The sequence below is a fragment of the Pectobacterium sp. IFB5596 genome (assembly GCF_021432585.1).
GTDB classification, from domain to species: domain Bacteria; phylum Pseudomonadota; class Gammaproteobacteria; order Enterobacterales; family Enterobacteriaceae; genus Pectobacterium; species Pectobacterium punjabense.
Window position 1 is genome coordinate 409362 of the sequence record NZ_LXFY01000001.1, and the last position, 21151, is coordinate 430512.

General features: G+C 52.1%; 15 protein-coding genes. 4 read left to right on the plus strand and 11 right to left on the minus strand.

What is annotated here, in order from left to right:
- From urtD to A6301_RS02040, 9 genes are all read right to left on the minus strand, one after another.
- Window positions 1–837 carry an urea ABC transporter ATP-binding protein UrtD gene (gene urtD / locus A6301_RS02000; RefSeq protein ID WP_107169578.1) on the minus strand — a complete coding sequence of 279 codons (837 nt, stop codon included), beginning with the start codon at window positions 835–837 and terminating at the stop codon, window positions 1–3.
- Entirely contained in the window at window positions 830–1906 is a 1077-nt protein-coding gene (gene urtC / locus A6301_RS02005) for an urea ABC transporter permease subunit UrtC (RefSeq protein ID WP_215483065.1), read from the minus strand. The genes urtD and urtC overlap by 8 nt, the downstream gene beginning before the upstream one ends.
- Window positions 1907–1929: 23 nt before the next feature.
- Window positions 1930–3519, minus strand: coding sequence for an urea ABC transporter permease subunit UrtB (gene urtB / locus A6301_RS02010; protein ID WP_234256980.1), 1590 nt, complete (start codon window positions 3517–3519; stop codon window positions 1930–1932).
- A 55-nt stretch (window positions 3520–3574) separates the two neighbouring features.
- Window positions 3575–4843 (minus strand): urea ABC transporter substrate-binding protein, encoded by a 1269-nt coding sequence (gene urtA, locus A6301_RS02015; RefSeq protein ID WP_234256981.1) that lies wholly within the window; start codon window positions 4841–4843, stop codon window positions 3575–3577.
- The gene (locus A6301_RS02020) at window positions 4840–5613 is read right to left on the minus strand and encodes a GntR family transcriptional regulator (RefSeq protein ID WP_234256982.1); all 774 of its coding nucleotides are present in this window, start codon (window positions 5611–5613) and stop codon (window positions 4840–4842) included. The genes urtA and A6301_RS02020 overlap by 4 nt, the downstream gene beginning before the upstream one ends.
- A 37-nt stretch (window positions 5614–5650) precedes the next feature.
- The gene (gene uca, locus A6301_RS02025; protein WP_234256983.1) at window positions 5651–9265 is read right to left on the minus strand and encodes an urea carboxylase; all 3615 of its coding nucleotides are present in this window, start codon (window positions 9263–9265) and stop codon (window positions 5651–5653) included.
- Window positions 9258–11060 (minus strand): allophanate hydrolase, encoded by a 1803-nt coding sequence (gene atzF / locus A6301_RS02030; RefSeq protein ID WP_234256984.1) that lies wholly within the window; start codon window positions 11058–11060, stop codon window positions 9258–9260. The genes uca and atzF overlap by 8 nt, the downstream gene beginning before the upstream one ends.
- A 205-nt stretch (window positions 11061–11265) precedes the next feature.
- A complete protein-coding gene (locus A6301_RS02035) occupies window positions 11266–12942 on the minus strand; it encodes a glycoside hydrolase family 43 protein (RefSeq protein ID WP_215483002.1) in 1677 nt (558 codons plus the stop codon).
- Between the two features lie 103 nt (window positions 12943–13045).
- Window positions 13046–14374, minus strand: a complete 1329-nt coding sequence (locus tag A6301_RS02040; protein WP_234256985.1) for an MFS transporter — start codon at window positions 14372–14374, stop codon at window positions 13046–13048.
- 144 nt (window positions 14375–14518) lie between these two features.
- Here A6301_RS02040 and A6301_RS02045 point away from each other — a divergent pair, with 144 nt between their 5' ends.
- On the plus strand, window positions 14519–15415 hold the full coding sequence (locus A6301_RS02045; protein WP_234256986.1) for a helix-turn-helix domain-containing protein: 897 nt from the start codon (window positions 14519–14521) through the stop codon (window positions 15413–15415).
- A gap of 21 nt (window positions 15416–15436) precedes the next feature.
- Here A6301_RS02045 and A6301_RS02050 read toward each other — a convergent pair whose 3' ends face one another.
- A complete protein-coding gene (locus tag A6301_RS02050) occupies window positions 15437–16444 on the minus strand; it encodes a Gfo/Idh/MocA family protein (RefSeq protein WP_234256987.1) in 1008 nt (335 codons plus the stop codon).
- A gap of 146 nt (window positions 16445–16590) precedes the next feature.
- On the opposite strand from A6301_RS02050, the gene A6301_RS02055 reads away from it, so the two are divergent.
- The gene (locus A6301_RS02055; protein ID WP_011093700.1) at window positions 16591–16767 is read left to right on the plus strand and encodes a hypothetical protein; all 177 of its coding nucleotides are present in this window, start codon (window positions 16591–16593) and stop codon (window positions 16765–16767) included.
- Window positions 16768–16791: 24 nt separating this feature from the next.
- On the opposite strand, the gene A6301_RS02060 is transcribed toward A6301_RS02055, so the two are convergent.
- On the minus strand, window positions 16792–18531 hold the full coding sequence (locus tag A6301_RS02060; protein WP_234256988.1) for a type III effector HrpK domain-containing protein: 1740 nt from the start codon (window positions 18529–18531) through the stop codon (window positions 16792–16794).
- A gap of 877 nt (window positions 18532–19408) precedes the next feature.
- Between A6301_RS02060 and A6301_RS02065 the strand changes: the two genes are divergently transcribed.
- A complete protein-coding gene (locus A6301_RS02065; RefSeq protein ID WP_107169587.1) occupies window positions 19409–20227 on the plus strand; it encodes an oligogalacturonate-specific porin KdgM family protein in 819 nt (272 codons plus the stop codon).
- A 131-nt stretch (window positions 20228–20358) separates the two neighbouring features.
- Window positions 20359–21111: an oligogalacturonate-specific porin KdgM family protein gene (locus A6301_RS02070; protein WP_107169588.1), complete on the plus strand. Its 753-nt coding sequence runs from the start codon at window positions 20359–20361 to the stop codon at window positions 21109–21111.
- The last annotated feature ends 40 nt before the right edge of the window (window positions 21112–21151 follow it).

The window sequence follows — 21151 nt, forward strand, 5'->3', positions numbered from 1 at the left end:
TTAGCGCCCCAGATAAACGTCAATAACCTGCTCGTTAGCCTGTACCTCGCGCAGCGATCCTTCTGCCAGTACCTGTCCCTGGTGCAGCACCGTAACGTGGTCAGCAATACTTTCGACAAAACCCATATCGTGTTCCACTACCATCAACGAGTGCTTACCTGCCAAACTGCGGAACAGTTCGGCGGTATAGGCGGTTTCTGCATCGGTCATCCCGGCTGCGGGTTCATCGAGCAATAGCAGATGTGGTTCCTGAACTAACAGCATGCCAATTTCTAAAAACTGCTTTTGCCCATGCGACAACAGCCCTGCGGGTCGCTGTCGTTCATGGCCGAGCCGCAACAGCGCTAGCGTGTCGTCAATCCGATCACGTTGTTCGCCGTTCAACCTGGCACGCAGGCTTGCCCACACCGATTTATCGGTTTTCAACGCGATTTCGAGGTTTTCGAACACCGTCAGTGCTTCAAATACCGTCGGTTTTTGGAATTTTCGCCCTATTCCCGCACGGGCAATGTCCACTGGCGATAGCATCGTCAGGTCAGTGAACTGATCGTAAAACACCTTACCGTTATCCGGTCGCGTTTTACCGGTAATCACATCCATCAGCGTAGTTTTCCCCGCGCCGTTAGGCCCGATGATGCAGCGCAGTTCCCCCACACCAATCTGCAATGAGAGATCGGTGAGCGCACGGAAACCGTCAAAACTCACATTAATCTTGTCGAGTTGCAGCACAGGGTCGGTCTGGTGTCGATGGCGATCCGACGGATGTCGCTGGGCAAACTGGGTCTGTGAAGAAACCGTAGGTACAGCCGCTGAGGGTACAAATACAGACTCAGTCATGTTTCTTCCTCCTCAACAATCCAACCACCCCACGCGGTAAAAATAGCGTGACGAGAATAAACATCAGCCCCAAGAAAAACAGCCAGTATTCGGGAAAGGCCACGGTAAACCAGCTTTTCGCTCCGTTGACGATCCCCGCACCGAGCAGCGGGCCGATTAGCGTTCCGCGTCCACCCAAAGCAACCCAGATCGCCGCCTCGATGGAGTTAGTTGGTGACATTTCGCTAGGGTTGATGATGCCAACCTGCGGCACATACAGCGCCCCTGCCAGCCCGCATAGCACGGCGGAAAGCGTCCAGACAAACAGCTTAAAGCCTTTCGGATCGTAGCCGCAGAACATCAGGCGATTTTCCGCATCGCGCACCGCCGTCAACACACGGCCAAATTTGCTACGTGCCAGCGTAAACCCCACCAGCAGGCTGGCAGCAAGCAGCAGCACGGTGGCAACAAATAGCCCGATGCGTGTACCCGTAGCCGTAATGGGGAAGCCCAGCAGCGTAGTAAAACCGGTAAATCCGTTGTTACCCCCAAAGCCGGTTTCGTTACGGAAAAACAGCAACATGCCGGCGTAGGTCAACGCCTGCGTCATGATTGAGAAATAGACGCCCTTGATTTTGGAGCGGAATGCGAACCAGCCGAACACAAACGCCAGCACACCCGGCACCAGCACAATCAGGCACAGCGCCCAGACGAAATACTGCGTGCCGGCCCAAAACCACGGTAGCTCCGTCCACGACAGGAATGACATAAATGCGGGCATCCCTTCGCCAGCGGCCTGTCGCATCAGGTACATGCCCATCGCGTAGCCGCCCAGTGCGAAAAACAGGCCGTGGCCGAGCGACAGCAGCCCGGCGTAGCCCCACACCAAATCCAGCGCCACGGCGACAATCGCATAGCACAGAATTTTGCCGATTAGCGTCAGCGTATAAGTGGAGATCGCCAGCGGGTTCTCTGCGGGCAACAGCGCGAGAAACGGCAGGATCAGCAAAGCCAATAGTAGCGTCGAACCAAGGCCAAGCATGAGTCGCGGCGCGCGCTGCGTCAGGGTTATCGTCATCGGCTGCTTAATAGATTGCGTAATAGGTTGCGTCATCAGTCAATCACCCGTCCTTTGAATGCAAACAGCCCCTGTGGCCGTTTCTGAATAAACAGTACGATCAGTACCAGAATGACGATTTTACCCAGCACCGCACCGATCTGCGGTTCCAGCACTTTGTTAAGGATACCGAGGCTGAACGCGGCAACCACTGTCCCTGCAAGCTGTCCGACCCCGCCTAACACGACGACGAGGAAGGAATCAATGATGTAACCTTGTCCCAATTCCGGTCCGACGTTGCCCAATTGCGACAGTGCCACCCCACCAAGACCAGCAATGCCAGAGCCGAGGCCAAAAGCCAGCATATCGACGCGTCCGGTCGGCACGCCGCAGCAGTCTGCCATCGCCCGATTTTGCGTCACCGCCCGCACATTCATGCCAAGGCGGGTTTTATTGAGTAAGATCCAAGTGAGCAGCAGCACGCCGAGGACAAACAGAATTACCGCGATGCGGTTATACGGCAGCACCAGATTCGGCAATACACGCAGCCCGCCAGACAGCCACGCGGGGTTCGCCACTTCCAGATTCTGCGTACCGAACAGCATCCGCACCAGTTGGATCAGCATCAGGCTAATCCCCCAGGTCGCCAGCAGCGTTTCCAGTGGTCGGCCATAAAGATGGCGGATCACCGTGCGCTCCAGCGCCATCCCGACGCCAGCAGTAATGAAAAAAGCGACAGGCAGCGCCAGCAGCGGATAATACGCCAGCCAACTGGGTGCAAACTGCTGGCACAGCGACTGCACCAGCCAGGTTGCGTATGCTCCCAGCATCAGCATTTCGCCGTGCGCCATGTTGATGACGCCCAGCAACCCGTAGGTGATTGCCAGCCCCAATGCCGCCAGCAGCAAAATAGAACCGAGCGACAGCCCGGTAAACGCCTGCCCCAGCAGATCGCCGACGATCAAACTTTGCTTAATTTGATCCAAACTCTCTTGCGCTGCCGCACGCACGCCGGTATCGGATTCATTGGGTGCCTGCGTCAACGGCTGTAACAGCGCCTGCATTTGCGGATCGCCGGTCTGCCCTAATCGTTTGACGGCATCAAGACGCACCAACGGATCGGCGTCGCTTAGCTGCCGAGTGGCAATCGCAATATTCAGCGCATCGTGCACCTGCGCGTCTTTCTCTACCCCAAGGCGCTGTACCAATAGCGGCAGTTGTTCCGCACTGCTGTCGCCCTGCAATTGCCGCACCGCATTCAGGCGAGTGGTCGCATCATCACTGACTAACTGGTGCGAGGCCAGCGCGGTGGCAATCAGCACGCGCAGGCGGTTATTCATAAACAGTTTTTTGGTCGCACCAACCGGTTCCGCACTCCCTTCCAGCGGCGTTAACGTACCCTGTACATCCATAAACGGCTGCTGATCCCGATCGAGCACCACCGATTCATTACGCAGTGCCTGTAGCAGCGGCAAGCGCGCAGGTTCCGGCGCTGCGGCCCATTGTTGCAGCAGTTCAGCCTGCTGCGTGCGGCTGGCGGCGGCGAAATCGGCCGCAGGCCCAGCCTGTGCCAGACAGGGAAGCATCAGACACAGCGACAGCACAAACGTAGATAATTGACGATTAATCATCGCAATGTCCGCCATATAAGAGAGGAAATATCCCCGTCCAATCGTTGGACGGGGCGTATAGGGGCGATGTTTACTGTGCGGCTTTGATTGGATGATCGGGCTTCTTATCATTACCGGCGATGTACGGGCTCCAGGGCTGAGCGCGAACCGGTTTATCGGTTTGCCAGACCACGTTGAACTGACCGTTTTCCTCGATTTCGCCAATCATCACCGGCTTATGCAAATGGTGGTTGGTGCTGTCCATCGTCAGCGTAAAGCCATCCGGTGCGGCAAAGGTTTGACCCGCCATCGCGGCGCGGACTTTATCCACGTCCGTGGTGCCCGCTTTCTCTACCGCCTGCGCCCACATGTGAATGCCCACATAGGTCGCTTCCATCGGGTCATTAGTCACCACCGACCCCGCATTCGGCAGGTTTTTCGCTTTGGCATAGGCTTTGTAGGCTTCCACGAAGTCGGCATTGGTTGGGTTATCTACCGATTCAAAATAGTTCCATGCTGCCAAATGACCGACCAGCGGTTTGGTATCGATACCGCGCAGTTCCTCTTCGCCTACCGAGAACGCGACAACAGGCACATCGGTCGCTTTGATGCCCTGATTCGCCAGTTCTTTATAGAACGGCACGTTGGAATCGCCGTTAATGGTAGAAACTACCGCCGTCTTACCCCCCGTCGAGAATTTCTTGATATTGGACACGATGGTCTGGTAATCGCTGTGACCAAACGGCGTATAGACTTCCTCGATATCTTTGTCCTGCACGCCTTTGGAATGCAGGAAGGCGCGCAAGATTTTATTGGTGGTACGCGGATACACATAGTCAGTACCCAGCAGGAAGAAACGCTTCGCCGCCCCACCGTCTTCGCTCATCAGGTATTCCACTGCGGGGATCGCCTGCTGATTGGGGGCTGCACCGGTATAGAACACGTTCGGCGACATCTCTTCCCCTTCATACTGCACCGGGTAGAACAGCAAACCGTTTAGCTCTTCAAATACCGGCAGCACCGATTTACGCGATACCGATGTCCAGCAGCCGAACACCACCGCCGCTTTATCCTGCGTCAGCAACTGACGCGCCTTTTCAGCAAACAGCGGCCAGTTTGATGCAGGATCGACCACTACCGGCTCCAGCTTTTTACCTAGCACCCCACCCTTGGCGTTGATTTCATCAATGGCCATCAGCGCCACATCCTTCAGTGGCGTTTCCGAAATCGCCATCGTGCCGGACAGCGAATGCATAATGCCGACTTTGATGGTCTCCACCGCCTGCACGCTCCAGGTTAACCCCATACCCACTACCGTCGCGGAAAGCGCAAAAACTTTTAGCAATGAACGTCTTTTCATTTATTAGCCCTTAAGTCATGTTGAGTGAGAATGGAATCGTGTGAGGCGTCAGGTGAAACAGATGCGGTTGGAACCGATTGAGGTCGCGCCTGCTGTAGCATGTGCAAAGTAATTTTCCTGACTTCGGCCTTACTGACCGCAATGTGATCGGTCAGAATGCGCTGCGCCTCCTCAGTGTGTTGTTGCAATATCGCCAGCAAAATCTGGGCATGTTCTTTATAGGTGGCGTCGATGCGATCTTCACGGGTGAAATCGAGGCGGCGAATGATGCGGATTTTCTCCGTCAATTCACCGTGAATACGCGCCATTTCGCTATTGCCCGCCGCCGCAACCAGCCCCCGGTGAAACGCTTCGTCATAACGGGATACGATCTTGCCGTCATCCAGACGCGGTTCTTCAATCCAGAAGCGTTTCAGGTCAGCCAGTAACTCCGCGCAACGACCTGGTGGCATCCCACACAGTCGCCGAATAGCTTCGCGTTCCAGCACAATGCGGAAGTCATACAGTTCCTCGAAATAGGCGAAATCAAACGGACGAACCTGCCAACCGCTGCGGAAATAGACTTCGACATAGCCTTCCCGCTCCAGCCAGAACAACGCCTGACGCACTGGCGTACGGCTGACCGACATCCGCTCGGCAATCTCATTTTCACTAAAGCGATCGCCCGGCATGAGTCGAAAATCGAAAATGTCGTTTTTCAGCGTTTGATATACCCGCTCTGCCAGTGCTTCCGGGCGATCTTTGTTGCTTTTCTGTATGCCTGTTCGCATCGTTTTCTCCATTTAGCCGTTTATTCCTGCCAATCCGTTATTCCAGCCACAGCAAGGCATCGCCGGGACTAACCGGTCGACCCGGCTGGCAGCCAATACGCTTCACCCGACCAGACTGCGGCGCACTAATCGTCAGTTCCATCTTCATGGCTTCGACGATAATCAGCGGCTGTCCGGCTTCGATGACATCCCCCACGTTCACCAACACTTTCCAGATATTGCCGTTCATATCCGCGCTGACCTGAAACGCGTCTTCGTCGTTGTCTACGGATGCCGATGGTGTGTTCTCCAACGGCGAGCTGTCCTCCTCCTGCTGCCACAGCGCCACTTCGGCTTCAAATGCTGAAGCCTGACGCTGGCGAAACGCGGTGATGTCTTCAGCCTGTTCCGCCAGGAAACGTGTGTGTTCAGCAAAATCAAACTCGGTTTCCTCGATGCGGATCGCCGCGCGTCCTTCGCGGAAATCCTCACGCAGCGTCGTCAGTTCGGCCTCGCTAACCGGATAAAACCGCACCTGATCGAAGAAGCGCAGCAGCCAGGGTTCATCGGCGATGAACTGATCATTTTTGAGGAACTTGTTCCAGATCGGCAGCGTGCGCCCTACGAGTTGATAGCCGCCCGGCGAATCCATGCCATAGATACACATGTACATGCCGCCGATACCGACCGTGCCTTCGGCGGTGAAGGTGCGCGCAGGGTTGTATTTGGAGCTGAGCAAACGGTGGCGTGGATCGACGGGCACCGCACAGGGCGCGCCGAGATAAACATCACCCAATCCCAAAATCAGGTAGCTGGCATCAAAAATGGTGTCGCGCACATCATCACGACTCGGTAAGCCGTTAATGCGTTGAATAAAATCGACGTTATTCGGCAACCAGGGCGCGCTGGCGCGTACGGTTTCGCGGTAACGTTCCACCGCACCGAGCGTGGCGCTATCTTCAAACGCCATTGGCAAATGGACGATGCGCGACGGCACGGTCATCTGGCTGACATCGCCAAGCTGGCTTTCCAGATCCAGTAACACATCCAGCAGTGCACGCTGGCGGAGAATCCGACTGTCATAACGCACCTGTAGCGAACGCACGCCAGGTGACAGTTCTTCTATTCCTGCCGTCTCAGAAGCGCGGATCGCCGCCATCAGCAGATGAATACGCAGCCGCAGTGCCAGATCCAACACGTTCTCACCGTATTCGATCAGAATGTAGTTATCGCCTGCCTGACGGTAAACGGCGGCTGGCGTAGTCGCCGTAGCCTGCACTGCCGCCAGCACTGTGGCGGAACCGTGTTCTGTCGTCGCCAACGAGGGAACATCAAAGGCAGGCGCATGGGCTATGCCCAGCGTAGAAACACGATCGGACTGCGCCTGTTCCAGCGCCAGCGCTTCCTCCGCGCTGATAGGATGGAAACAGATGCGGTCACCCGGTTTCACCTGACCGACTTTCCACAGTTCCGCTTTGGCAATGGTGACCGGGCAGACAAACCCGCCCAGACTTGGCCCGTCTCGCGTGAGGATCACCGGGAAGTCGCCGGTAAAATTCACCGCGCCGATGGCGTATTCACAGTCGTGAACGTTGGAAGGATGTAACCCGGCCTCACCGCCGTTAGCCCGCGTCCAGCTGGGCTTCGGCCCCACCAGACGCACGCCAAGTCGGTTCGAGTTGTAGTGCACCTGCCATTCTGCTGCGAAAAATTCGTCGATCGCCGCGTGGGTAAAGAAATCCGGTGCGCCATGCGGGCCGTAGAGCACACCAATGCGCCAGTCGTTGCCATACTGCGGGATCAGCGCGGCATCCACGGCCTGCGGTGTGCTCACCGGGGCGGGTGTGGTGCAGGCGGGCAAATCGGGTTGAGAGATCGCCAACATATCCGCCACGCGCAGCGTTCTTCCTGCATGACCGCCAAATTCTCCGAGTGCGAAAGTCGAGCGGCTGCCGAGATATTGCGGCACATCAATGCCGTTGCGTACCGCCAGATAAGTGCGGCAGCCAGACTGCGCGCGCCCCAGCGTCAGCGTTTGTCCGGCCGTGACCGTAACGGGCTGCCAGTATGGCACCGCCACCCCATCCAACGTCGCCGGGCAGTCAGCCCCCGTCAGCGCAATTACCGCTGTACTGTGGAAACGCAGCGTCGGCCCTTGCAGCGTAAATTCCAGCCCTGCCGCAACCTCATCGTTACCGACAATGCGGTTCGCCAGCCGGAAGGCAAAATCATCCATCGGACCGGATGGCGGCACGCCGATATCCCAATAACCGAGGCGGCCGGGATAATCCTGCACGCTGCTCCAGGTGCCGGGTTGGATCACTTCAATGACCGACGCAGACGGCGTAAAGCTATCAAGCATCCGCGTCCATACCGTTCCGCTACGGAACGCGTCGGTGGCGATAATTTGACGCAGATAATCCAGATTGGTGGCAATGCCGTGTAAACGTGTAGCATTCAGCGCCTGCTGCATCTTCTCCAGCGCCAGCTCACGAGTTTCTGCATGAACGATCAGTTTGGCGATCATCGGATCGTAATACGCTGACACCGCGGTACCCGTGCTCACCCAGCCATCGACCCGCACGTCGCTGGGAAACGCGACTTCGGTTAGCACGCCGGGGCTGGGCTGGAAGTTTTTCAGCGGATCTTCCGCATAAATACGCACTTCAATCGCCGCGCCACGCGGGAGCTGTGCGAGTTGCACCCAATCCAGCGGTTCATCCGCCGCAACACGCAGCATGCATTCGACCAAATCCAGCCCGGTGACGCACTCGGTCACTGGATGTTCAACCTGTAAACGCGTGTTCACTTCGAGGAAAAAGAACGCATCACGCTCGGCATCGTAGATAAACTCCACCGTTCCCGCGCTGCGGTAGTTGACCAGCTCGCCTAGTTTTACTGCCGAAGCCAACAGCGCCGCGCGCGTAGCGTCCGGCAAATGCGGTGCGGGCGTTTCTTCCACCACTTTCTGGTTGCGCCGCTGCAATGAACAATCACGTTCGCCCAGCGCCACCACGCGGCCTTTGCCATCGCCAAAAATTTGTACTTCTACGTGACGCGCGCGATCGATGCAGCGTTCGAGAAAGACGCCAGCATCGCTGAAAAATTGCTCGCCTAACCGGCGCACGCTCTCCCATGCGGCTTGCAGCGCAGCGGCATCCGCACAGCGCGTCAGACCGATCCCCCCGCCACCGGCTGTACTTTTCAGCATCACCGGATAGCCGATCTCTTCTGCTGCGGTCAGCGCCTCCTCCAGCGAGGCCAGCAGCGGTGTTCCCGGCGTCATCGGTACACCAGCGGCGGCAGCCAATTCACGGGCGCGGTGCTTCAGGCCAAATTCACCAATTTGCTGCGCGGTTGGCCCGACAAACGCAATGCCCGCGTTTTCACACGCGGCGGCAAACGGCAGGCTTTCAGAGAGAAAACCATAGCCCGGCCAGACCGCCTCAGCCCCCGTCTGTTGCGCGGCTGCAAGCACTTTATCGATACACAGATAGCTGTCGCTGGCCTTTTCCCCACCAATCGATACAGCAATATCGGCATCTTTCACATGCTGCGCGTTTTTATCCGCGTCGGAATAAATTGCCACGCTGGTAATACCCAAGCGCTTCAGCGTGCGTATCGCGCGGCAGGCAATTTCACCGCGGTTAGCGATCAGTACGGTTTTAAACATGAGACGCCTCCTGACGGGCAAGCCAGTTGCGCCAGCCGCCGAATGCCGTGATATCCACGGCGTCGCTCAGCGCGGCTGGTTCGCAAATAAAGCCTTTAACCTGTCGGCCATCCGCTAACGCCAGCGTGCCAATCCCCAACGGCGCTGGAATCTCTGCGACAAACTCACCAAAGCGCGCCAGTGGAATGTCCCACAGTTCGACGACGATCGCCGCGCCATCGGTGCTTTTCGCTAAACCGGGCTTGGCCGGTTGCGTATTTGCCAGCGCATAAAGACGATAGTTTTCCGCCGTGCGCGTCTCTTCTATTCGTACCGCATCGCGGTTAGTTAATTGATGGTTCAGAGGCATGCCCGTTAGATGTGCACCGACAACGGCGAGGCGAACGTGCAATGCGGAAGGCGGCAAGACAGCGGAAACGGAAGGCTGCGGTTTTCCCGTTGCGCCCAGCGTAAGCGCAAGATGCGCCTGCCAGCGCAGGCCAAAGCTTGCTAATGCACGGTCATGCCAGGCGGGTGCAATCAGCGTGATACCTGCGGGCAAGCCGTCAGCACGGAAAGGAGCAGGCAGCGCCAGCGCCGAGAGGTCGGCCAGATTGGTAAAGTTGGTATAGGTTCCCAACTGAGAGTTGTAGCGCACCGGCTCCTGCTTCATCGCCTCACGCGTGTGGATGGTCGGCGAGGTCGGCACAACTAACGCATCGAACGCGGTCAGCCTCTGCTGGATTTGGCGTGCCAGTTCAGCCCGCAGATATTCGGCTTTGAAAGTATCCACTGCACTGAAACGCTCGCCGCTCGCCACAATACCGAGCACCACCGGGTCCATGTTTTCTGGCTGACGTAGCAGGTCACCCACAGCCACCGTACGCTCCGCCACCCAAGGGCCTTGGTAAAGCTGTTCTGCTAACTGCGTGAACACACTGAAATCGATAGGATGCAGCGTCGCACCCGTCGCTTCTAATTCAGCCAGCGCGTGCTGCCATGCTGCCTGTGCGGTGGCATCGGAAAAAAAGGTCGGATCGCTGGGGATAGCAAAGCGCGGTGCGGTTGGCAGCGCGGCAGGCGCACTCCCAGGATGACGGCGTGAATACGCATCTGCTGCATCGTATCCGCCAGCCAGTTCAGCGACGGTAAACGCATCTTCGACCGTTAACGCGAACACGGAGATGGTGTCATTCAAACGACAGGCTGGTACGACACCGCTTGCCGATAGCCACCCTTTGGTCGGCTTAAGACCAACGATATTGTTAAACCCTGCGGGAACCCGTCCCGATCCGGCGGTGTCGGTGCCCAACGAAAATGCCACCAGTCCACGAGCTAATACCGAAGCCGATCCTGAACTGGAGCCACCGCTGATATAGTCTGCATTGAAGGTGTTCGGCACCTCGCCAAACGGTGAGCGCGTACCGACTAGCCCAGTGGCAAACTGATCGAGATTGGTTTTGCCAATGACAATGGCCCCTGCCGCTTTTAATTTGGCAACGGCAGTCGCATCCTTGTCGGCCAAATAGGTGAATGCCGGACACGCCGCGCTCGTCGGCCAGCCTGCAACATCAATATTGTCTTTGACGGCAAAGGGAACGCCAAACAGCGGCAGCGCGTCTGGGTTTTCACGATATCGCGGTAATAGCGCCGCGATCTGCACCTCAAGCAGTTCAGATGTCGCCAGCACGATCCACGCGGGATCGTCCGCCGACAGACTAGCAAGCAGTGAACTTAACGTCTTGCCAACGCTATCGGCCTGCTGTTGGTAATGCTGTTTCCATTCCTGAAGCGTGAGTCCCGTCATTCTTGGCATAGTGTGAATCCCATCTGGTATACAAGATTGAATTCACTAAAGCGAAAACCATGCCAGTTTTTATTCTATTGATTTATAGGTAATTAAATGAATTCACTTCATTGGCGTGCACAGAAAAGGAACAACCGTGCGCCATTGCGGAGCACGGTTGTTATGGCTTAACTCGCGAAAAATACGCGACCGCTGCGTTTATCTCTGACGTGATTTATTCAATATCTCGAATTTCATCCGCCTGATAATCGAAGAAATCAAACGCAGCAGTATGCTGATGCAACACGCTGTCTACACAGGCGATCCCAACAAACGTCCCCGTAAACTCGCCATGTTGGCTATATTCATCCGAAAACTTGATCGTTTCGTAAACATTCCCGACCGATTGATAATGTACATCGTCATACGACCAGGCGAAGGAAATCGACCGCCCTTCAATCGTCAGCCGTAAATACACCGCGTCGGCATTAAGCCGAGCACTGGCATGCCAGTCTTCCCGCTTCGCACCATTTTCCATGTGAATAACAGAAAGTGCCGCACACTGATTTTCTTCGTCATAGTGCTTTTGTAAATAGAGATAGTTCATATTGTCGTAGTACAACACCAGTCCTGCACTATGCTGGAACACCTCTGGGGTAAAGCACATTTTGGTTTTCACCGTCGTATAAACAGAGGTTAATTTTCTGGCCAGTAAGCTGACGTTATTCGTGGAACTGAGCGATTCTTGCCCGCGTAAACAGACATGGCTGGCTCGGTTTGTCAGGTCGGTAAATGAATTAGGATGAATTCGCGGAGCGTAGTAATGCAGTGCGAGCGTATCATCATTAAAGTCGTCGCGCGCAGGCGTTACGAATGACGGCGATTCAGGCAAGGCGCTCGGTTCGACGACGGCTTTCGCCATGTTGTCATCCCCTTCCAACCGCATCCACCCCTCTGTCGTCCAGCGCATTTTCTGTATTGCCGATTCGCGCCCTAAGGGGCAGCATAACTCTGGCCGAAAAGGCCGCGCGCAGAGATGGACCAAATACACCTCTCCTTCTGGCGTTTCGACATAGCTACCATGGCCCGCCTTTTGTATTTTCACCTCTGGGTTAAAACACTCTGGCCGCAGATAGTCTTTCACGCCTAAAATCGAAAAGTCAGGCTTCTCATATTCCGCGTTATTCTTTTCAAATAGCGCCGGATTCACCGACGTGAGAATTGGGTTACCCGCATCGCTTTCATAAGGCCCCCAGACCTGTTCCGCTCGCGCCATCGTCACGCAATGCCCGTAGCCCGTCCCACCTTCCGCGCACATCAGATAATAGTAACGGCCCCGTTTTGTCAGATGCGGGCCTTCCGCGCCAATTCCCGTCATTCCCGCCCAAATTCGTTTCGGGTAGCCGATGACAGCCTGCGTTTCTGGCGAATATTCCACCAGAGAAATCGCGCCGTTGTAGCCATCGCGCGTTTCCCAATCGACAGCGACAATCCATTTCCGCCCGTCATCGTCATGCAAAATGGAGGCATCATAACCACCAGAATGCAAATAGACGGGCTCGCTCCAGGGACCCGTAATATCCGGTGCTGTAATCAGATAATTGTCTACATCGAAATATCGGCCATGCATCGAGTTCATCACGCCGTAAATGACGTAAAAAAGCTGTTCTTCTTCACACCAGGTGAGGCATGGTGCCCAAATTCCCTTTGCTGAAGGCAGTCGCGTTAAATCGACTTTCTTTTCATCATTTAAAACATGAGTATGCAACGTCCAGTTTTTTAAGTCGGTAGAATGGTAAATCGGTATTCCGGGAAACCATTCAAAAGAAGAAACAGCAACGTAATAATCATTATTACGGCGACAAATAGACGGATCGGGATTGAATCCTTTAAAAATGGGATTTTTGATCATAAAGCACTCCGTTATAATCTATTCTTAAATCACATAGCATCAAGTAGCATTATCTGCATAGCTAATATTGCTTGTGGATTTGCATTTTCGGTAAGGTTTACTTTCAGGCTTTCGTTATTGCCTCAAGTCTGGCATCATTCAAGGTATAATGATTCATAATAATCACCAGACTAAAAACCAATATCGCCGGATAAACAGAAAACAGAAGCGCGACGGTATTAACAGCATTTTCCGGCTGAACGTCAGCCCCACCGATATAACCACTCCAGGACAATAGCCAGCCAATAAATGCACCGCCCAGCGCGATACCTAGCTTAATCGCAAATAGGTTGGTGGAAAATACAATGCCACTTAATTTCCTGCCACTCTCTTTTTCCAATACGTCAACCACGTCCGATATCATTCCCCATTGCAATGGCGTCGCCGCCCCTTGAATGATATTAACCAGTATCACAGTACCAAATATCAGCCACAGCATGTCGGGAGTGATGATGTAGATGGCAATCAGTAAAATGGCTTCCAGGAACATCGCATATTTAAATCCTCTCACCTTATCAATATTTTTAAAAACGTATGGTGATATAAATGCACCGATGGTTCCAGAAATGATCGCCGTGGTTAATAAATACGTGCTGATATCCGGGCGATTCAATACATAGTTACAATAATAGATCGCACTACCGCCTTTGAATAACACCGCAATCAGGTTGATAACATTCAACGTGAACATGCTACGCCAGTCGCGGTTCCCGCACAGCGTTTTAAAATCACGCCAGACAGAACCTGAATTTTGCTCTACCGGGGAGATGTATCGCTCATGGGTATTTGAGAAACAGAGGTAAAAAAACACAATACTCAGTGCGCCAAATACCATCATGGTATAGAAATAGCCTTCCTGAATATTGCCTTTCCCTATGTATTTTACCAACGGCAACGCGGAGATAGAGACGATTAACCCACCGATGGCGCTGAGCGAAAACCGCCATGACTGGAGAGAAACCCGCTGGCGGGAGTCGTTGCTGATGTTATTAATCATCGCACAGTACGGCACGTTAATCGCGCTGTAGACGATGGACAGCAGCAGGTAAGACGCATAAGCGTAAATCAGTTTCCCGGTGTAACTAAAATCAGGCGTATAAAACGTCAGCGTGCAAACCACGCCAAACGGAATGGCGAACCAGAGAATATAAGGCCTGAACTGCCCAAACCGCGTTCTCGTTCTATCCGCCAGAGCACCAATACCAACGTCAATGACTGCATCAATCGCCCGAACCACGAGAAACATGGTTCCCATATGGGCAGGCGATAAACCAAAAACATCCGTATAAAAGTAAGCCATAAACAGCATCACAGTCTGCCAGACTAAATTACAGGCCGTGTCCCCTAATCCATACCCTATTTTTTCTTTAATACTTATTGCAGAATCAGACATAACTCCCCCACATCAATTTGACAGAGCTCAACCCTTTTGGGGACTCAGAGTAGGCTTACTCTCTCATCCTCAAAATCAGGTTATTGATTTTCATCCGGGAGATATGTATAAAAAAAAGATAAAAATATAATGAAAGTGAACCTTATGAGTGACGAACATCCCATTTACGAAATCATTCCTGTTTTAACGGGGGAACTTTATACTCTGGTAGAGGATGACGTTCTAAAATTTAACGGCTGCGATGTTATCCCACACTATCACTTCATGAATGAAATTATGTGGTTCAGAAGAGCGGACGGACTCTTTTCCATTAACGACAACCAGTATAAAATCAAAGATAATACGCTCATCTTCGTTCCAGCCCTCGTCATTCATGATATGTTTTTATCGCCTCAACCCAATCATTTACGTTATTTATTCCAGTTTGAAAACGATTTCATCAATGAAACTAACGCCTCAATTTCCTCACTAAAAAAATCAAAACCCCTGGTTTTCCATATTGACGAAAGAAATGCAGAACGTATTGATACACTGCTATCCTGGTGCAATGAATTGTTTACCTATAACAGGTCATCACTATTGATGACGAAATTATTAGCGTCATTTCTTGAACTGGTATTTTCTTTTGAAAGTCAGGAAGAAAATGAAAGTGACCACGATGTTACGTCTAGTGCATCAAGCCTGATAAAATATCTGTACAGCCTGGAAAACAGCACGGTGTCTGAGATCACAACGGCAGAGGCTTCTGCTGCCTGCAATTGGTCTAAATCCTATTTTTCTCGGCTATTCAAAAGTTACTTTGGCATGACGTTTAAACAATATATGTTATTAAAAAAAATAAAGCATGCCATCCGGTTACTGTCTTCGACAGAGTTAAAAATTGCCGATATTGCTGAAAATGCGGGTTTTACGGACAGCGCGTATTTTTGTATGAAATTTAAAATTGTCATGGGCTGTAGCCCAGCCACCTTCAGACACAGGATCTGGGCATCACAAAATTTAGCGGCTCCGGTTCAGATAACCCCCTGTCTGCCGGATTGACGGGGAGTCGTCGTGCAATCGTCAGGCAATCTTCGTCGCAGCCTGCTGTGCCAGAATCGACAACTCTGTTGCCTTGAAGATATGCGACTGCGACATCGCATTTTCGGTGCGTTCACGGCAGTCACGCAAAAAATCCGGGAAAAAGTGGCGTTTGACGCGGCCTGCGGGGGTAAAACGCTGCTCACCCTTGCTATTCACCAGATAAACAATGTTGCTTTCACCGCGCGTGAGATCGACATATTTCCTGATTTCGATATAGCCTTCCGTTCCCAGTATCGTCAAACGGCCGTCGCCCCAAACGCTCAACCCATCCGGCGTAAACCAGTCACAGCGGAAATAGCCCGTCGCTCCATTGTCGCCCAACAGCATGGCATCACCAAAATCCTCAAATTCGGGATGATGCGGATGGTGGTAATTCGCCGTCTGACTGGTCACCACTCGCGCATCGGTGTTGCCAGTAAAATAGAGAAACTGTTCTATCTGGTGGATGCCGATATCACAGAGAATTCCCCCATACTGATGCTTTTGATAAAACCAGTCAGGCCGCGCGCCGCGTTCACGATGTGGGCCAACCCCCATCGTCTGAATCACCCGCCCAATCTCGCCCTGTTGCACCAGTTCACCCGCAAACAGCGCGCTATCTACATTGATGCGTTCATTAAAGTACACAGCAAACTTGCGACCCGTTTTCGCCACCTGACGTTGGACGGCATCCAACTGTTCCAACGAGGTCAGCGGCGGCTTAGCCGTGAAAAAATCTTTGCCGGCATCCAGCGCTCGCAACGCGAGTTCGGCTCTATCACTGGGGATCGCCGCGCAGGCGATGAGATCGATCGATGTGTCGCTAATCAACTGTTCTGCCGATGATGCAAAAGGAATGGAGGGGAAAAGCGAGGTGAATTTTTCTCGATTATCCGGGTCGGATTCGAATACGCCAACCAGTTCAGCGCCTGCATCAATCAACTGTCGACACATATCGTAAATGTGGTTATGCGCTAACCCAATCGCTGCAAACCGAATCTTTTTCATCTTCACCTCGCCGATCTCACTATGTCGAATCACTACAATAGAGTGGAAACCGAGCAGGCTAAAGACAAAAGCCACGTAACACGTTAGAATTTTTCCTGTTTTTTTAACATATACACATTTTTGTAACGCAACCACGAAAAATAACCATGAAAAGAAAACGTATACTGATCCCCCTCCTCATTCTGATCCTGTTTGTGCTCTATCTGAATCGCGATGCGTTGAATCCTTTTGCTCCAGACTGCAAAAACCTGCCAGCGAATCAGCCAAAGCCTGAAGCGTGTAAAAAACCAGTGAAAGAAGTCGCTCCAGGTTTTGAAATTTAAGCCGTCGAGATTTAAGCGGGCACCTTAGCGCGGTTTGGGGATATTGAACTGCTCCAGCACGGGATTAACCGTCTTGGCAAAATCTTCCCGCCGGTGTTTGAGTTTGTTTTTGGCATTGAAAAAATTCACTAGCTCAGCAATTCCCATACCGATGCTGAGCGCCCCGCTCACTGCCCAACCTACTGGGCCTGCGGCTGCGCCAACGGCGGAAGCAGCGGCGGCCCCCGCAGCTTCACCTGCAATAGCGCCGACCACTTTTCCGGCAATCGCCGCCCCCGCTTTACCTGCCAGCCCAATGGCCGTTTTGCTCCCCGCAGCCTTGGTTAAATCCTCCGCATGCAGCGACGATTTAGCAAAATCCATCACGCTGCGTCCGGCATCTTTTAGCGCCTTCGCATCGCTTTTTACTCCTGAATCTGCGTGAGATACAGCCGAAAGTGAAGTATCCAGCCCAACAGATCGCGGCACAGTCGGTGACGCCGTAGAAAAACGTTGGCTCATTGCCGCCTGCGCTAACAGCGGGTCGGACAGTAAAATGGTGTTAATCTCGCGTGGCACCGCTTGCTCAAAATGTTGAATAACATCTCCGTCTTTCTGTAACGCCTCAATACGTTGATTCAGCGCTTTTTCCGTTTCGTCAGTGTTCCGATATTCTCGCCCTGCTACCACCTGTTCCAGCGTCTGTTGCAGTTTGATCAGCGTTGCCGATTTTTGCGCCCCGCTATACTGCGGCGGTTGGGTAAAAATAGCGTCATTCAGCTTACTGATATCGGTTTTCGCTGCCAGCCCTAATGCTGCCGCATTGTGCAGCGTCTCCGCCGCTTCCTGACGGTTTATCGGCGCCTGCTCCCGAATCCAGCTTGTCATGTCCTTCATCATCAGTTTGCCATCGTGCGGGACGCGTGCCAGCTTCTCCCCTTTAACATCCGCATGCTCCAAAATTCCGAATAATCCAGGGTTAGACCACAATTTTACCGCTGCTTTAAGCTGAGGTGACAGCGTCGGGTTATTGGTTATGATCGCGTTCAGATCGGTCAGCGTGCTGGTGCGTTCGTTCTGTTGCGGAGGGGAATGCGCATGGGATTTCTTGGGGTCGGCGGCATTAAGTAACGGTTCATTAGCCAGTAAAAGCGCGGAAGATTGCACTAACCGCAGCGACTGCGCATCGGCTGACGGATTTTTCGCCTTGTATTCCTTCACCGCGTGGCTGGCATCGCTAGCGCGCCGTTCCATGTTATTAATAAAGGATTGGGTATCCCGATTCGAAATATGTCCGTCGGCTCTACCTCCATCTTTTGCCGTATCCATCGCCGTATAGATGGCAGAATTCTCACGCAGATAGATCAGTGCTTTTTCCGCGTTTACCCCGCCATCCTGTAGCATTTTCGCTGCAGCCAGCGGACGGTTCAATTCCTTTGCCGCCTTCTCGCGTTCGTTTTCCGGCAGATCGCTCAGTAGTGTCGACCACTTTTCCAGTGCTTTTGCGTTACTGTGTGCCGAACTATCGATCGCCTGAAGATCGACGAGAGGTTTCGGTTCCGCAATCAGCGAGCTGTCCGCAATCTGCATGGCTGGCAGTGCCCGCGTAGGTGCCATCGCTCTCAAATCAGAGGAAATCGGCGGCACATCACCAAAATCGATTGAGCGCGATCCCGACCGCGCAGCGGGCAATGCTGCATGTTGCCCATGTTGTCTGCTGGCTTCCGCGCCATATGCAGGCGCCGCGTTTCCCCAACTGCTTTTGCTCTCAATACGGTTGATCATTAACGCCCCCATTCTGCTGTCGCCAAACTTAATAAACGGATGTCCCGCGTCATTCCACACGGAAAGGCCTGCAAACGTGCTGACCGCAGCATGACGGAGATAGCTAGAGATGAGTGGCGTGAAAATAAGATAGGTTCCCTAAAATTTTAGGGATAGTTGATGGCTATCGGTTACTTATTCATTTAACAACGGCACGTCGATAAAATAATTTCGAGTTCGTGGTAGAAGCAATACAGGCGACAGGTTAAACATTGTTCAATTACATATCATTATCATCATTAACGTTCAAGAGATACATCCCCCAATCTTACAACAATGTCCTCCATACACTTATTCCATTCCCTTACAATAATCAGATTAAAAGATTACAAAAAATTTCAAACAGTAACCAAATGTGTGATCCACATAAATGAAACAGCGTTTCCTTTTCACCATAATGCCATACAACCTAATTATCAAGTCTGCTGATTAATTAGAACGAATTGTAAAAGGTCAGAATTATCGATATTCACTCTTCAGCATTAGCCGTTGCTATGTGTGAAATATTCATAACTCAGCCTCTATATAAGGAGTATTCGATGAGCTGATAGAACCTGATTTACCAGGGGGATACCCTGTATAACATTATTAATGGCGTTATCATCATTCCTGGTGATTCTATTTTTACGCCCAAAAAATGACATCAACTGTCTGGTTTTAAAGATAGAGACTGCGCTCGTCAATAGTATTATTTATTTTACTCTAAATAATTCAAGTTTCAGGCAGGCGGCAAGCGAAGAAGTCCCGATGGGCTTACTCAAGTAAGTGATTCGGGTAACGCAGCCAACGCACATGCAACTTGAAGCATGGCGAGTATATTCAAAAAGAGAAAGATAGAATGAAAATATACACACGTAACCTACTCCTCGTTTGTGCTGGATTCGCTCCTTTCCTCGCCCAGGCAGAGACCGACGGCAAAACCACCTTCCAATATGAGCACAACTGGAAGACGGAAGACCGCCGCCACTCAGACTCCGTCAAGCTTATTCATAAGAAAACCAACGGCTGGTCGTACGAAGTCAAATTCAGTACATCTGCGGGTGGGAACAGCAACTATGACGTCGCCTATGACGATATGCAAGGCGGCTCAGGCGGTATGGTGATTGGTAAAGACTTCAAGCTAAGCAAGGCTGCAACTTTAACACCTAGCTTCGAGTTTTCCATCGGGAATGCCTCCATGATGTATCAGTCGGGGTTAAAATATGGTTACCGTATTAACAGCGACTGGTCCACTTATGGCCGCTACCGCTACGAATATAAAAAGCCCACTCGCAGCTCGCGTTATTCGACCATTTCCACATCGGACAAATATGGTCACGCAGGGGAATCTTATTTATCAAAATCTGACACCGGACGCCACCGTCTGGATGCTGGGGTAACCTATTCCGGGTTTGATAATATTAGTCTGACTTATGTCTTTAACTACTATATCGGTGATAACACCACCAAATCGTATAAATATAGCAAAGGTGAATTCACAGAAAGAGAATACGCCGTTTATGACAATGGTAAAACGGACTATGAGCATCAGTTCAAAGTTCAATATAAGTTAAACAAACAGCTAACTCCTTACATTGAGTATGATGATATTAGCCAATCCAGCACATCATCAAGCCGTCAGGGGAAAATCAAAGTTGGTTTCAACTACGTTTTCTAAGAAATACCGAATTTTATAAAGAAAACATGCCGTATTTCGTGCTGCGTTGATGAAAAAATAAATTCATGAATGAATTTTGTCTATCAGCGCACAGTTTTCACAATTAACGACCAATATTAATGGTGCCTATAATGAAAAAACGCTACCTTGTGGCCGGTATTCTCTTTGCCCAAATCTATGCTATTTCCGCGTCAGCCTCTGATACCAAACTCAGCTATGAACATAGCTGGGGTACGATGAATCGCTATCACGGTGATGAAATCGGCATGCGACATTTTATGGATAATGGCCTCTACGTTGGCGTTGAGCTGAATTTTTATAATAAGAATAAAGATCTGACCATCGATGATGTCGTTTCTAATTCTTATGCTTTTTATACCGGCTATGCCTACAAGTTAACGCCAGAACTAACGCTGACGCCCAACCTGGAAGCGCGCTTCTACTCCGGCGGCACCAGCGGTGAAGGCACTGTCGGCAATATCGGCGATAGTCAAACTTCAGGTGCACGCTACACGCCAGGCTTGAAACTGACCTGGGCTGTGACTGATACAATGGATCTTCATGCGCAATATCGCTATGACCTTAGAAAAATCACTCGCAGCAAGCGTACCAGCACGGACGATGACACCCATCGCCAACGCTATGAAGCTGGTGTTGCCTATAAAGGCTTCGATAATTTCACGTTGGCGTATACCGCTTACTACTATCACGCGGATTACGTGCTGCAAAACAACAAGAAGCATGACTATCAGCAGGATTTCGACGTGTCTTATACCATCAATGAAAACTGGACGGCACACGTTGGCGTTGAAGATGTCGCTAGCGGGCGCGATGTGAAATCGCGTGAAGGGAAAGGGAAAGTCGGCTTCACCTATACCTTCTAAAGACGGCTTACTGCTACGCACTTGTTTCTCGGGGGACCTG

Coding starts and splice junctions, on each gene's coding strand:
- A6301_RS02070 (WP_107169588.1), top strand. CDS start 20,359: ATGAAAAAACGCTACCTTGTGGCCGGTATTCTCTTTGCCCAAATCTAT.
- A6301_RS02040 (WP_234256985.1), bottom strand. CDS start 14,374: ATGTCTGATTCTGCAATAAGTATTAAAGAAAAAATAGGGTATGGATTA.
- urtD (WP_107169578.1), bottom strand. CDS start 837: ATGACTGAGTCTGTATTTGTACCCTCAGCGGCTGTACCTACGGTTTCT.
- A6301_RS02020 (WP_234256982.1), bottom strand. CDS start 5,613: ATGCGAACAGGCATACAGAAAAGCAACAAAGATCGCCCGGAAGCACTG.
- A6301_RS02065 (WP_107169587.1), top strand. CDS start 19,409: ATGAAAATATACACACGTAACCTACTCCTCGTTTGTGCTGGATTCGCT.
- A6301_RS02055 (WP_011093700.1), top strand. CDS start 16,591: ATGAAAAGAAAACGTATACTGATCCCCCTCCTCATTCTGATCCTGTTT.
- A6301_RS02035 (WP_215483002.1), bottom strand. CDS start 12,942: ATGATCAAAAATCCCATTTTTAAAGGATTCAATCCCGATCCGTCTATT.
- A6301_RS02045 (WP_234256986.1), top strand. CDS start 14,519: ATGAGTGACGAACATCCCATTTACGAAATCATTCCTGTTTTAACGGGG.
- uca (WP_234256983.1), bottom strand. CDS start 9,265: ATGTTTAAAACCGTACTGATCGCTAACCGCGGTGAAATTGCCTGCCGC.
- urtB (WP_234256980.1), bottom strand. CDS start 3,519: ATGGCGGACATTGCGATGATTAATCGTCAATTATCTACGTTTGTGCTG.
- A6301_RS02050 (WP_234256987.1), bottom strand. CDS start 16,444: ATGAAAAAGATTCGGTTTGCAGCGATTGGGTTAGCGCATAACCACATT.
- atzF (WP_234256984.1), bottom strand. CDS start 11,060: ATGCCAAGAATGACGGGACTCACGCTTCAGGAATGGAAACAGCATTAC.
- A6301_RS02060 (WP_234256988.1), bottom strand. CDS start 18,531: ATGATCAACCGTATTGAGAGCAAAAGCAGTTGGGGAAACGCGGCGCCT.
- urtA (WP_234256981.1), bottom strand. CDS start 4,843: ATGAAAAGACGTTCATTGCTAAAAGTTTTTGCGCTTTCCGCGACGGTA.